At 70.2% G+C, this 12,738-nt stretch carries 12 protein-coding genes; 5 read left to right on the top strand and 7 right to left on the bottom strand.

Annotation, left to right across the window (positions count from 1 at the left end; translation table 11 throughout):
• Positions 1 to 20: 20 nt before the first annotated feature.
• Positions 21 to 650, bottom strand: coding sequence for a TetR/AcrR family transcriptional regulator (locus FXF65_RS00695; protein ID WP_246198280.1), 630 nt, complete (start codon positions 648 to 650; stop codon positions 21 to 23).
• 102 nt (positions 651 to 752) lie between these two features.
• Here FXF65_RS00695 and FXF65_RS46085 point away from each other — a divergent pair, with 102 nt between their 5' ends.
• From FXF65_RS46085 to FXF65_RS00680, 3 genes are all read left to right on the top strand, one after another.
• Positions 753 to 3,302 carry an MFS transporter gene (locus tag FXF65_RS46085; RefSeq protein WP_148347555.1) on the top strand — a complete coding sequence of 850 codons (2,550 nt, stop codon included), beginning with the start codon at positions 753 to 755 and terminating at the stop codon, positions 3,300 to 3,302.
• 66 nt (positions 3,303 to 3,368) lie between these two features.
• Positions 3,369 to 4,196: a YceI family protein gene (locus FXF65_RS00685; protein ID WP_148347554.1), complete on the top strand. Its 828-nt coding sequence runs from the start codon at positions 3,369 to 3,371 to the stop codon at positions 4,194 to 4,196.
• Positions 4,197 to 4,297: 101 nt separating this feature from the next.
• Complete coding sequence (locus FXF65_RS00680) at positions 4,298 to 5,800, top strand: outer membrane protein assembly factor BamB family protein (protein WP_148347553.1); 1,503 nt, start codon at positions 4,298 to 4,300, stop codon at positions 5,798 to 5,800.
• A 64-nt stretch (positions 5,801 to 5,864) separates the two neighbouring features.
• On the opposite strand, the gene FXF65_RS00675 is transcribed toward FXF65_RS00680, so the two are convergent.
• A complete protein-coding gene (locus tag FXF65_RS00675) occupies positions 5,865 to 6,050 on the bottom strand; it encodes a DUF397 domain-containing protein (protein ID WP_148347552.1) in 186 nt (61 codons plus the stop codon).
• Positions 6,047 to 6,859 carry a helix-turn-helix domain-containing protein gene (locus tag FXF65_RS00670; protein WP_148347551.1) on the bottom strand — a complete coding sequence of 271 codons (813 nt, stop codon included), beginning with the start codon at positions 6,857 to 6,859 and terminating at the stop codon, positions 6,047 to 6,049. The genes FXF65_RS00675 and FXF65_RS00670 overlap by 4 nt, the downstream gene beginning before the upstream one ends.
• Before the next feature lie 192 nt (positions 6,860 to 7,051).
• Here FXF65_RS00670 and FXF65_RS00665 point away from each other — a divergent pair, with 192 nt between their 5' ends.
• Positions 7,052 to 7,462: an ATP-binding protein gene (locus FXF65_RS00665; protein WP_148347550.1), complete on the top strand. Its 411-nt coding sequence runs from the start codon at positions 7,052 to 7,054 to the stop codon at positions 7,460 to 7,462.
• A 144-nt stretch (positions 7,463 to 7,606) separates the two neighbouring features.
• On the opposite strand, the gene FXF65_RS00660 is transcribed toward FXF65_RS00665, so the two are convergent.
• On the bottom strand, positions 7,607 to 8,095 hold the full coding sequence (locus FXF65_RS00660) for a hypothetical protein (protein ID WP_148347549.1): 489 nt from the start codon (positions 8,093 to 8,095) through the stop codon (positions 7,607 to 7,609).
• 218 nt (positions 8,096 to 8,313) lie between these two features.
• On the bottom strand, positions 8,314 to 8,799 hold the full coding sequence (locus tag FXF65_RS00655) for a SecDF P1 head subdomain-containing protein (protein ID WP_148347548.1): 486 nt from the start codon (positions 8,797 to 8,799) through the stop codon (positions 8,314 to 8,316).
• Between FXF65_RS00655 and FXF65_RS00650 the strand changes: the two genes are divergently transcribed.
• Complete coding sequence (locus FXF65_RS00650) at positions 8,798 to 9,061, top strand: hypothetical protein (RefSeq protein ID WP_148347547.1); 264 nt, start codon at positions 8,798 to 8,800, stop codon at positions 9,059 to 9,061. The two genes, FXF65_RS00655 and FXF65_RS00650, sit on opposite strands and share 2 nt — an antisense overlap.
• Before the next feature lie 625 nt (positions 9,062 to 9,686).
• Here FXF65_RS00650 and FXF65_RS00645 read toward each other — a convergent pair.
• Both FXF65_RS00645 and FXF65_RS00640 read right to left on the bottom strand, forming a co-directional pair.
• On the bottom strand, positions 9,687 to 10,718 hold the full coding sequence (locus tag FXF65_RS00645; RefSeq protein WP_187412078.1) for a 2-oxoacid:ferredoxin oxidoreductase subunit beta: 1,032 nt from the start codon (positions 10,716 to 10,718) through the stop codon (positions 9,687 to 9,689).
• 85 nt (positions 10,719 to 10,803) lie between these two features.
• Positions 10,804 to 12,651: a 2-oxoacid:acceptor oxidoreductase subunit alpha gene (locus FXF65_RS00640; RefSeq protein ID WP_148347546.1), complete on the bottom strand. Its 1,848-nt coding sequence runs from the start codon at positions 12,649 to 12,651 to the stop codon at positions 10,804 to 10,806.
• Positions 12,652 to 12,738 lie beyond the last annotated feature (87 nt).

Raw genomic sequence — 12,738 nt, 5'->3', positions numbered from 1 at the left:
TCCGGCCGCTGAGCCGGTCCTCACCGCGACCCGGAGCGCGGGGCGAGCGCGGCGGTGAACATCGCGGTCACCCGGTCGATGAGCTCGCCCGGGTCGACGTCGTGGAGGTCGTCGGTGCCGAGCAGCCGCCGGATCGGCCCGCCGCCCATGATGATCGTGGACGCGAGCAGCGCGCGGGCGCGGGCGTCGGGGCCGTCCAACTGGGCGACGATCGGCTGGACGACCACGTCCTCCAGGTACCGGAGCAGGATCTTCTTCACCTCGGGATGCCCGGCCGACCGGTCCAGCATCCGGGACACGGCGGTGACCTGGCGCTGGTCGATGTGCCGGACGAAGTGCTCGGCGAGCCGCCGCGGCAGCCCCGCCGCGTCGCCCGCGATCACTCCGCGCAGCGCCGACTCCCCGGCGAGGACCTCGCCGAACAGCGCCGGCTTCGAGCCGAAGTAGCGGTGCACGAGCGCCGTGTTCGCCTCCGCGCGGGCCGCGATCATCCGGACGGTGACGCCGTCGTACCCGTGCTCGCCGAACAGGTCGCGGGCGGCGTCGAGGATCCGGCGGCGGGTGGCCTCGCGGTCGCGTTTCGGCCGCTGGTCTGCCTCGTCGGCGGTCTGGTTCTCGACCCGCATCACGATCCCCGGGTAGTCGGTCACATCGGGTGACCATTATCCAACGAGTTGCAAGTAAACATGCGTCTACATAAGATACATGCAGAGCACAGGTAATCAACTGGGTAATCGCAGCATGGGGGCAGGGTGGCTCAAGCGAGCGTGGCCTCGGACGGGCCGCTGACGGCTGAACCGGCGAGACCGCAGTACACGCACCGTCAGATCCTGGAGATCCTCTCCGGGCTGATGATGGCGATGCTGACCGCGATGATCTCGACGTCGGTCATCGCGACGGCGCTGCCGACGATCGTCGGCGACCTCGGCGGCCAGGACAAGCTGTCCTGGGTGGCGAGCGCGTCCCTGCTGACCATGACGGCGTCCACGCCGCTCTGGGGCAAGCTCTCCGACATCGCGGGCCGCAAGCTGATGTTCCAGACGGCGCTGCTGACCTTCGTGGTCGCGTCGGTCGCCGCCGGACTGTCGCAGAACATCGGGCAGCTCATCGGGGCCCGCGCGTTCCAGGGCCTCGGCGTCGGCGGGCTGTCCGCGCTGGCGCAGGTCATCCTCGGGGACGTGGTCGAGCCCCGGCAGCGCGGCCGCTACGCCGGGTACATGGGCGCCGTGTTCGGCGTCGCGACCGTCGCCGGGCCGCTGCTCGGCGGGTTCATCGTGGACGCCGACGGCCTCGGCTGGCGCTGGTGCTTCTACGTGTGCGTGCCGCTCGCCGTGGTCGCGTTCCTCGTCATCCAGCGGGTGCTGAAGCTGCCGAAGGTGCGCCGCGACACCCGCGTGGACGTGTTCGGCGCGTTCACGATCACCGGCAGCGCCGCCACGCTGATGCTCGTCCTGTCGATGGGCGGCACGGAGTTCGCGTGGAGCTCCAAGTGGACGTACATCCTGCTCGGGCTCGCCGCCGTGCTGCTCGTCCTCGCGGTCGTCGCCGAGCGCGTCGCCCGCGACCCGATCCTGCCGCCGCGGCTGTTCCGCAACCCGACGTTCCTGCTCACCTCGTTCGTCTCGATCTGCGTCGGCATGGCGATGTTCGGCGCGATGATCTACATGCCGCAGTACCTCCAGATCGCCAAGGGGATGAGCCCGACCGCGTCCGGGCTGATGACGCTGCCGCTGGTCATCGGCATGCTGGTCACCTCCACCGGGTCCGGGCAGATCGTCACCCGGACCGGCCGCTACAAGATCTTCCCGGTGCTCGGGCTGGCGAGCGTCGCGGCCGGGCTGTTCCTGCTGTCCCGGCTGCACACCGACTCGTCGAAGCTCGTCATCGGGGCCGACCTCGCCGTCCTCGGCATCGGCATGGGCCTGACGCTCCAGATCCTCATCCTCGCCGCGCAGAACGCCGCCTCGCCCTCCGACCTGGCGTCGACGACGTCCGGCATCTCCTTCTTCCGCAACCTCGGCGGCGCGATGGGCGTCGCCGCGTTCGGGGCGATCCTGACGAACCGGATCGCGGACGAGATCGCGTCCGGGTTCCGGAAGGCGGGGCTGCCGCAGGCGTCCGGAGGCGGCGGGGGCGAACTCGGCTCGCCGGACGACATCCAGAAGCTGCCCCAGCCGATCAAGGGCATCGTGCAGGACGCGTTCACCACGTCGTTGGAGACGGTGTTCCTGGTCGGCGTGCCGGTCGCGATCGTCGGGTTTCTCGCCGTGCTGGCGTTGAAGGAGCTGCCGCTGCGCGGCTCCGCCGGGCGCGGCAAGCCCGACCCGGTGCAGAACGGCGCGCCGGTCGCACCCGAGGGGCTCGCCGCGCCGTCCGCGGACGCCGGTCCGGGCACCCTCGCCACGGTCGGCGCGACCCCGCTGGCCACGACGGTGTCGCCGAACGGGACGTCCCCGGCGGAGGCGCAGCTCCTCGTCCAGGAGAACCCCATCAAGCTGGACGTCAGCGACTCGAACGGCTCCAACGGCTCGAACGGGAGCGGCGGCGCCCCGGTGCACGGCGTGGTGCGGACCGCCGACGGCGCGGCCGTCCCGTCCGCCGCGCTGACCCTCATCGGCGTGGACGGCCACCAGCTCGCCCGCGCCGTCACGCAGGACGACGGCCGCTACGCGCTGCCCACCCCCGGCCCCGGCAGCTACGTGCTGATCGCCGCCGCGGGCGAGCACGAGCCGCAGGCCGCGACGCTCGTCGTCGGCGACCGTCCGGTGGCCTTCGACGTCCTGCTCGCCGGGAACGGCGGCCTCATCGGGACGGTCCGCAGCGGCGACGGCGAACCCATCGCCAACGCCATGGTCGTCGTCACCGACGTGCGCGGCGAGGTCGTCGGCACCGAGCGCACCGACGCGGGCGGACGGTACGCCTTCAAGGACGTCGTGTCCGGCGCCTACACGCTCGCGGTCAGCGCGGCCGCGCACCGCCCGGTCGCGCTGCCGGTCGAGGTCGCGGGCAGCGGCCGGACCAGGCAGGACGTCGAGCTGCCGCCCGGCGCCCGGATCCGCGGCGTCGTCCGCGACGGCTCCGGGCGCCCGGTCGCGGACGCCCGCGTCACGCTCGTCGACGCGGCCGGGAACGTCCTCGCCCTGGTGATCACCGGCCCGGACGGCGAGTACGCCTTCGCCGACCTGTCCGGCGGCCGGTACACGGTGATCGCGTCCGGCTACCCGCCGGTCGCCACCGGCCTCTCGCTGTCCGGCGCCGGGCTCGACGACCACGACCTGACACTCGGCTACCCCGACGAGTGACGGAACACCACCCCTCCCCGGACCGCCCGGCGACGGCGGCCCGGCCACACGAGATGCGGATCGGCGATGAGCGCTGAACGAGGTCTGCGCGGCACGGTGCGGACGAAGGACGGCTGGGCGGTGCGGCACGCCGTCGTCACGGTGACCGACCTGGCCGGGAACCAGGTCGCGCGGGAGCGGACCGGGGAGGACGGCGTGCTCGCCGCCGGTCCGCTCCCCGCGGGCACCTACACGGCGATCGTCACGGCGCAGGGCTTCCAGCCCGCCGCCGCGACGCTGATCGCGTCCAGCTCCGGGACCGCCGACATCGGCCGGGTCACGCTGGCCCGCGCGGGCGGCGCCGACCTGCCGCCGCCCGGCCCGTGGACGATCGACCCGGCGCACTCCAGCGTCGGCGCGGTCGCCCGGCACCTCGGGCTGTCGAGCGTGCGCGGCCGGTTCGGCGTGTTCGAGGGCCGCCTCGACATCGCCGACCCGGTCGAGGAGTCGCGGGTCACGGCCCGCATCGAGGCGTCGTCCATCGACACCGGGAACAAGATCCGCGACGACCACCTGCGCTCGGCGGACTTCCTGAACGCCGACGTCCACCCGTACATCGAGTACGCGGGCACCGGCCTGACCGCGGCGGGCCCCGACCGCTGGACGGTGCACGGCGAGCTGACCCTCAACGGCGTCACCCGTCCGGTCGACCTCGACCTCACCTACCTGGGCTCGGGCGCCGACCCGTGGGGCGGGACGCGCGCCGCGTTCCGCGCGACCGCCGAGCTGCGCCGCGCCGACTTCGACATCCGCTTCAACGAGGTGCTGGAGGCCGGGATCGCGATGGTGGGGGAGAGCCTGCGGTCGGAGCTGGAGATCCAGGCAGCCCAGGGCACCGAACTCCCACAGATGTGACCACCCTCGGACATGTAGTGATTTAGGTCGTAACCGCGTGATCTTTATGGCCGCGTGCCATACTCCCGTCGCTGGTCGGGCGGGTGGGAGGGGCGGCGGGGATGACGCGTGCGAAGAAGTCGGGGCGGTCGGTCACGGCGAGAAGGGTGGCCATCGGGCTGGTCGCGGCGGCGGCGTGCGGCCTGCTGGCGACCCTCCTGATCAGGAACTTCGGCGCGCTGGGCAGCGAGGCGGGCGGCTCCTGCGGGACGCGGCGCGGTCCGTGCCCGAACCACTGGGGCCTGATCTTCGCCCTGTCGTTCTTCCCGCTGATGATCCTGGTACCGGCGGCCTGCTACGGGCTGTACAAGCTGGGGCGGCTGGGCTGGGTGGCCGGGCCGGTCGCGGCGGCCGTGTGCGTCTACCCCGGCTGGCTGCTCTTCGACGTCCTGCACGGGCCGACGCTGCGCTTCGCGTGGTCCGCGCCGTCCGACCGGGCCTCCGACACCGACACCGAGGGCGTCTGGATCACCGGTGACGCCGTCGTGCGGGGCAAGTTCGACGGCCTGACCGCCTACGCGGCCGGGACCGGCGAGCAGTCCTGGAACTCGGTCCTGCCCGGCCGCGACACCCTCTGCGCGATGAGCCGGACGGCCGAGGGCGGCATCGGCCTGATCGCCCACGAGCCCGGCTCCGGCCAGTGCGGCTCCCTCGCCGCGATCGACACCGCCACCGGAAAGACGCTCTGGAACCGGACGCTCCCCATCGGCCGCCCGGCGCTCACGGACAAGGCCGACTCGCTCGCCATCGCCGGAACCACCGGCGCCTACCGGACGAACGACACCGTCGAAGGCTTCGCCGTCCGGGACGGCAAGACCCTCTGGAAGCAGGAGCACAAGCTCAACGGCTGCTCCTTCGAGTGGGTGGCGGGGACGTCCGCCCAGGTCCTGCTCGGGGAGCGCTGCACCCGGACCACCGGCACCGGTGTCACGGCGACCACCACCAGCCAGCTCGTCCGGGCGGTCGACCCGGCGACCGGCCGCGAGCTGTGGAAGACCGACCTCCGCGTGGTCGGCAACGCCAACGTCGACCTGGTCAACGCCGCGCCGCTCGTGGTCGCCGTCCGCGAGTCCGACGCCCGGGGCAAGAAGACGCTGACGGTGCTGGACGCCCAGGGCCGCGTCACCGCGACCATCCCCACCGACGACCCCGGCCGGAGCATCGACACCTTCGACCAGTCGGGCTCGGCGGCCGTCCCGACCCGGAAGATCGCGGTCTCGGCCGACACGCTCGTCGCCGTCGCCCGCGCCGACCGCGGCGAGAACTCGCTCGTCGGCTACCGCGTCAGCGACGGCCGCCGACTCTGGACGACCGGGACCAGCCGCAACACGATCGACGCCATCGCCTTCGACGGCAAGGACGTGCTCACCCTCACGACCCGCTTCACGACGCTGCAACTACGGTCGTACGACTCGTCCATGGGCAAGGAAATGACGTCGGCGGTCGTCCCGTCCCGCTGGAACGACTCCCGCCCCCGCCTCCTCGCATCCCCCGCGGGCCTGATCATCGCCAGCTCCTCAGGCCGCACCCCCTACGCCCCCCTAAAAATGCTCCCCCGCCCCTAGCCACACCGACCCACATACGAACGGCCCCGCCGGGAGGACGAGGCCGCTTGTTCGGGAGGCTGGATCAGAAGTCGAACTCGTCCGCCTTCACGGCAGCGACGAGCTGAGCAAAGCTCTCGGCCGAAAGCACGAGGTGCCCGCCTTCCGGAGCCTTGCTGTCCCTGATAGCGCGCCCCTTCGGGAGGGCCGCGACCTCAACGCACTCATTGCCGGACGCGTTGCTACGACTGGCCTTACGCCACTTGATCACTTCATGGCCTCCATGATCCGACCGATATGACTGCGGGATGCGGAAGCAGATAGTGCTTCCGACCGTATTAAGTCAAGGCGTTTGCCGAAGTCCTCAACGCTCGCGGGCTCATGCGTCAGTCTGCCACCTGTGTTGGCTTCCATGTAGGCCGCCGACCACCTTGCTCCGGTGAGGAGGGTGAACGACCCGTCGAGGCCGATGTGCGCGCCCACATCCCGGGGGACCACTTGCAGGATGACGTTGCGAGCGTGGCTGATAGCGATCAAATGCGTGAGTTGCCCACGCATGACCTCAACACCGCCTACCGGTTGATCTAGTGCACCTTCGTTGATGAGTACGCGCAGCTCCGGAGGCTTCTCCCGAGTGAGGATCCCTTGTCGCGCCATGCGCGCGGACACGGCGTCCTCGACATTCTCAATAATCTGCCCGTCCTCCATGAGGGCCCGCGCGTAGTCCTCGGTCTGCAGCAGGCCAGGAATGATCGCTAGAGCCCAGTACGAAACTCGGGAGGCCCGGGCTTCCAGTGGCGTGTACTGGCTCCACCAGCCGGGATCGTGCGCTCGCTCCGCCAGACGACGAAGCCGGGTGAAGTGCCCCGCAGTACGCCATACCAGGTCAAGAGTTTCGGCGTGCTTCATGGGCAGGTTCTCGCGGGCCGATTCCCAGTTCGAAACCTGAGTTTTTGTCACCCCAAGAATCTCGCCGAGAGCGGGCTGTGTCATGTTGCGCTCAAGCCGCCATACCCGCAGGTCAGCGGCTAGCCAGTGCCAATGATCGTTATCTGGATCAAGATCGTTCCGAGGGGGCATTCGAGATCCTGGAAATACAGATTGTTTGGTTGAACGCTAGAACTGTACCCGCAGACGGCAGCCTTTGTCGCGAGAAACAGAGACCCGAAAGGGCTGCCCATGGACGCCGCCACGCGCAAAACAGACCAGACCAACCAATTTGCGGTGAGAGTTACCGCATGTCGCGAAACCGTGTATTTGACGCGCGATCTCGTGCGAAGCAGCCTCAATGTGTGGGGGCTCAACGCCTACCGCAGTGACGCCTGTCAGATCATGTCGGAGCTGGCGTCCAACGCGGCACGCCATTGCGTGAGCGAGAAAATGCGCGCGTGGGTCAGCCGCCTCGACATCGGCATCGAGATGTGCGTCTGGGACGACCACCCCGGCCGCCCGCTGTTGCAGACTCCCGGCTACTTCGGCGGCCACGGCCGGGGCCTGATCATCGTCCAGGCGTTCGCGACCGGCGGCTGCGGCTGGACGGAACTCGCGGCGGGAAAGGTCGTCTGGGCCCGCATCGCGATCGACGAGCGCTTCATCCGAGCCGCCGCCCTCTCCGCCGGATGCCCCATAGTCGGCGCCCTCCCGCACCTGGACAGAGCACACCGCATGACGGTCTCCCCCTAGACAGGCCCTCGCCCCTGCGGCAGCACCCCCCACGCACGTTCGCGCCCCCCACCGAACGCGCACCCGCCGCCAAAGGGGCGAGGGCCGCCGTCCCCGGGCGGCCGCGGTGGGTGCGCGGCCGCCCGGGGTTCGGTTTTCGTTCCGCTACGCCGTGAATTCGATGACGGCGTCCGGAAGGTCGATCCCGAACAGGTTGCCAAGGCCGACGACCCTCCACCGCTGCTTACCGGCGGGGTTGTTGACGTACTGGGAGGCGTAGCAGGACTTGACCGGGGCGTTCCCCTGGCCGCAACCGCGGACGATCACCCGGAAGGGATGCGTGTTCCACTTTCCGGCGAGCGTCGTCTCCATGGAGTAGTGCTTTTTGCCGCATTCCACCTGGGAGCTCACGAGGAGCCGCTTCCCGGACGGCGTGGCGTCCACATAGGTGCGGCATTTGTCGCCATTGAACTTCTTCCACTTGCCCCACTTCTGCCATCCGCGCTTGGCCGCGGACGCCGGCACGGGCGAATCGGCGGAGCGGACCGCGGAGACGGTCTGCGCGTGGGACGGTGCGGATCCGTCCGACGTGGCGATCGCCACAGTGCCCGCGGTGCCGGTTAAGGCGGCCGCCGCGACTCCGCCTGCCATCACCAGTCGCATTCTCTTGGCCATCCGAGAATTCCCTTCTGCTCTTTCTTCCTGACAAGAGCGAGATTAGGAAAATGGACGATCGCGCCCTAGGGCCTCTGGGCCCCAAAGAACACTCCGGAGGACCCCTCCGCACCCTCGGGGACCTTTTTACACGGCATCCCCGAACTGCTGCTGACCCTGGGCGATGCGCCGCCGCAGGAACGGGCCCCTGGGGCCTCTCAGGTGCCCTTTAGTTCGTGGACTAGGCGGTTGGCGGAGGCGCGGTCGGGTGGGCCTGTCACGATTACCTTGCCGTTTGTGATGGCCATGTCGACGCGGGGAAGGGTGACGAGGCGGTCGCGGACGACGAAGGCCAGGTCGCGGCCTACCGTTGCGCGGGTTAGTTGGGCGAAGGCGTGGCGGTCGACCGGGCGCAGGGTGACCGCTACGTCGTAGCCGCCAGAGCGTGCACGGGACTTCTGCACCCGGAGGTCGGCGACCTTGCGGATGGCGATGCCCTGCGACAGGCCGTAGCAGGTGGGGCCCGCGCCGGACTGTGCGGTGATGCCGCGCGTGCCCGCCGGGCACTGGCCCGGGGTCGCCCCGGAGACCGGGTAGATCTGGAGGGGCGAGGCCAGCGTCACCGGTCGCGTGCGGCGGGACGAGACGACCATGGTGCCGGTCACCGCCACCGCCGCGATCAGCAGGCCCAGGGTCAGGACCATGACCACGAGGGCGGAGCGGTGCTGCGCCGCGGCGCGTGTCGAGGGCGTCGGGGCCGTGCGGCCTGCCGGTCGTCGTCCTGCTCGGCTGCGCTTCGTCTCCGCTGCCGCGCGCTGCCGTTCGGCTGAGCGCGCTCGCCGCCGCGCGGCCGCGTCCGCGGGCACGGTGATGGGCGGGAGGACGGCGGTCGTCGATTCGGGCCCGCGCTTCGTCACGCTAACGGGGCCGCCCGCCGGGCTCGTCGGCCCGCCTGCCGTCGGCTGAGGTCCACGATGTCGCCCGCTGCCGGACGTCCGTCCCGTGGACGGTGCGGGCGGTTGTGGCGCGGTCGGGGTTTGCGTGCTCGGCGTCCGACTGGTGGGAGGTTGGATGCCTGGCGGCTGCGTTCCGGGTGGGGCTTGCGGGCTGAGCGGCTGCGTGTTCAGTGGTCGCGTGCCGGGTGCGCCCGCGTCCGGTGGCCGTGCGCCGGATCCCTGCGCGCCCGGTGGTCGTGTGTCCGGTCGTTGCGCGCCCTGGGGCGGCCTGCCTGGCGGTTTCGCGCCGGGTTGTGAAGGGCGCGGCTGGGTGGAGCCCGGGTAGAAAGGCTGGGCCGGGTCTATTACCTCTGTGGACGGGCGGCCGGGAGAGGACGGGGTGTTGCCCGCGGGTTTCTCGTCCCGCCGACGACCCTTGTTGCGGCGCGGAATGACCCGCATCGTCACCTCCCCGACGTTTCACATGATCTAGTCAGTCTTGCAGGACGGGGTACCGTCCCGCGAACGTGGCATGTCCGGAACGTCCCCGGTCGGTCACCGATGTGTTCAACCGTGCCCCGTTCGCGGCGTCTCAATACACGAAACGGCCCGGCCCCGGGCGAACCGGGGCCGGGCCTGCGCGAATGGCGACGCGATCAGTCGATGCGCCAGGTGTCCCCACTGCCGAGCAGGGAGGCGAGATCGCCCTCGCCCTGCCGCTCGACGGCCTCGCTGAGCTGGGCACGCATCAGCTCGTCGTAGGACGGACGGTCCACATCGCGGAAGATCCCGATCGGGGTGTGCTCGAACGCCGGCTGGTCGAGCCGGGACAGCGCGAACGCCATCGACGGGTCCGGGTTGTGGGCATCGTGGACGGCGATTTCCGTCGCGTCCACATCGGCGACGTTCACGACCTCGAACGATCCGGACGCGGACCGCCGCAACGCCTTGGACCGGTCCGCGCCGAAAATGATCGGCTCGCCGTGCTCCAGCCGGACCGTGACATCGTCGCGGACGGCGGCGTCCTTCAACGGCTCGAAGGCGTTGTCGTTGAAGATGTTGCAGTTCTGGTAGATCTCGACCAGGGCGGTGCCGCGGTGCTGGGCCGCCGCCCGCAGCACCGACTGGAGGTGCTTGCGGTCGGAGTCGATCGTCCGGGCGACGAACGTGCCCTCCGCGCCGATCGCCAGCGACAGCGGGTTGAACGGGGCGTCCAGCGAGCCCATCGGGGTCGACTTGGTGATCTTGCCGATCTCGGACGTGGGCGAGTACTGGCCCTTCGTCAGCCCGTAGATCCGGTTGTTGAACAGCAGGATCTTCAGGTTGACGTTGCGGCGCAGCGCGTGGATCAGGTGGTTGCCGCCGATGGAGAGGGCGTCGCCGTCCCCGGTCACGACCCACACCGACAGGTCCGGACGCGACGTCGCGAGGCCCGTCGCGATCGCGGGCGCGCGGCCGTGGATCGAGTGGAACCCGTAGGTGTTCATGTAGTACGGGAACCGCGACGAGCAGCCGATCCCCGACACGAACGTGATGTTCTCGCGGCGCAGCCCCAGCTCGGGCAGGAAGGACTGGACCGCCGCGAGGATCGCGTAGTCACCGCACCCGGGGCACCAGCGCACCTCCTGGTCGGTCTTGAAGTCCTTCATGGTCTGCTTCACGTCGGTCTTCGGGACCAGCGAAAGCAGGCTGCGCCCGTTCCCGGACCCGTTCCCGGACCCGTCCGCGGAGCCGTTTCCGTTCGAGGCGCCGTTTCCGTTCGGCGCTCCGCTGTCACTCACTGTCGATCACATCCTGGATGACGCCCTGCAGCTCTTCGGCCTTGAAGGGCAGGCCGCGGACCTGGTTGTAGCCGATCACGTCGACGAGGAACCGGCCGCGCAGCAGCATCGCGAGCTGGCCGAGGTTGATCTCCGGCACGACGACCCTGTCGTAGGACCGCAGCACCTCGGGCAGGTTCGCGGGGAACGGGTTGAGGTGGCGCAGGTGGGCCTGCGCGACGTTCCGCCCGGACGTCCGGACGCGCCGCACTCCCGCCGAGATCGCGCCGTACGTCCCGCCCCACCCGAGGACGAGGACGCGCGCCGCGCCGGACGGGTCGTCCACCGCGAGCGGCTCGATGTCGTTCGCGATGCCCTCGACCTTGGCCTGCCGGAGCCTGGTCATGCGGTCGTGGTTGGCGGGGTCGTAGGAGATGTTACCGGTGATGTCGGCCTTCTCCAGGCCGCCGATCCGGTGCTCCAGGCCCGCCGTCCCCGGCACCGCCCACGGGCGGGCGAGGGTGTCGGGGTCGCGGGCGAACGGCTGGAACTCCGCGCCGTCCGCCGCGGGCTCGGCGAAGCCGGGCTCGATCGTCGGCAGGGCCGCGACGTCCGGCAGCTTCCACGGCTCGGAGCCGTTGGCGAGGTAGCCGTCCGACAGGATGATCACCGGCGTGCGGTACTTCACGGCGATCCGGGCGGCCTCGATCGCGGCGTCGAAGCAGTCCGACGGCGACTGCGGCGCGATCACCGGGACGGGCGCCTCGCCGTTGCGGCCGTACATGGCCTGCATCAGGTCGGCCTGCTCGGTCTTGGTCGGCAACCCGGTGGAGGGACCGGCCCGCTGCACGTCGATGACCAGCAGCGGGAGCTCGGTCGCGACGCCGAGGCCGATCGTCTCGCTCTTCAGCGCGATGCCCGGACCGGACGTCGTGGTGACGCCGAGCGACCCGCCGAACGAGGCGCCGAGCGCCGCGCCGACCGCGGCGATCTCGTCCTCGGCCTGGAACGTCCGGACGCCGAACCGCTTGTGCTTCGACATCTCGTGCAGGATGTCGGACGCCGGGGTGATCGGGTACGAGCCGAGGAAGATCGGCAGCCCGCTCTGCACGCCCGCGGCGACGAGGCCGTAGGCGATGGCGAGGTTCCCGGTGATGTTGCGGTACAGGCCGGGCTCGTGCTCGGCGGGCTTGATCTCATACTGCACCGAGAACGCCTCGGTGGTCTCGCCGTAGGACCAGCCCGCCTGGAAGGCCGCGATGTTGGCCTTCATGATCTCGGGCTTGTTGCCGAACTTCTTCTCCAGGAAGGAGATCGTTCCTTCGGTGGGACGGTGGTAGAGCCAGGACAGCAGCCCGAGCGCGAACATGTTCTTCGCGCGCTCGGCGTCCTTCTTGGAGATGTCGTAGTCGGTGAGCGCGGTGACGGTCATCGAGGTGAGCGGCAGCGCGTGCACCCGGTACTCGGCGAGCGAGTCGTCCTCGACGGGGTTCGTCTCGTAGCCCACCTTGGCGAGGTTCCGCTTGGTGAACTCGTCGGTGTTGACTATGAGGTCGGCCCCGCGGGGAAGATCGCCGAGGTTGGCCTTCAAGGCGGCCGGGTTCATCGCGACCAGGACGTTGGGCGCGTCGCCCGGCGTGAGGATGTCGTGGTCGGCGAAGTGCAACTGGAAGCTGGAAACGCCGGGGAGGGTCCCGGCGGGGGCGCGGATTTCGGCCGGGAAGTTCGGCAAGGTAGACAAGTCGTTGCCGAACGCCGCGGTCTCCTGGGTGAAGCGGTCGCCGGTCAACTGCATACCGTCGCCGGAGTCCCCGGCGAAGCGGATGATGACGCGGTCGAGCTGCTGGACCTGTTTGGTCACAGAGGAAGACCTCCTCGACGCGCAGCATCCGTCCCAGGGGAGGCGCCTGGGAACGTGATGCTACTTAGGATTACCTTCATGGTATGT

Source organism: Actinomadura syzygii (assembly GCF_008085905.1).
GTDB lineage: Bacteria > Actinomycetota > Actinomycetes > Streptosporangiales > Streptosporangiaceae > Spirillospora > Spirillospora syzygii.
This window is presented reverse-complemented; position numbering and strand designations above follow the sequence as displayed.

Bases quoted from the DNA above. Each gene is read 5' to 3' on its own strand.
- FXF65_RS00670 (WP_148347551.1), bottom strand. From the start codon at position 6,859: ATGCCCCCTCGGAACGATCTTGATCCAGATAACGATCATTGGCACTGG.
- FXF65_RS00650 (WP_148347547.1), top strand. From the start codon at position 8,798: ATGACCACGAGGGCGGAGCGGTGCTGCGCCGCGGCGCGTGTCGAGGGC.
- FXF65_RS00655 (WP_148347548.1), bottom strand. From the start codon at position 8,799: ATGGTCCTGACCCTGGGCCTGCTGATCGCGGCGGTGGCGGTGACCGGC.
- FXF65_RS00685 (WP_148347554.1), top strand. From the start codon at position 3,369: ATGAGCGCTGAACGAGGTCTGCGCGGCACGGTGCGGACGAAGGACGGC.
- FXF65_RS00680 (WP_148347553.1), top strand. From the start codon at position 4,298: ATGACGCGTGCGAAGAAGTCGGGGCGGTCGGTCACGGCGAGAAGGGTG.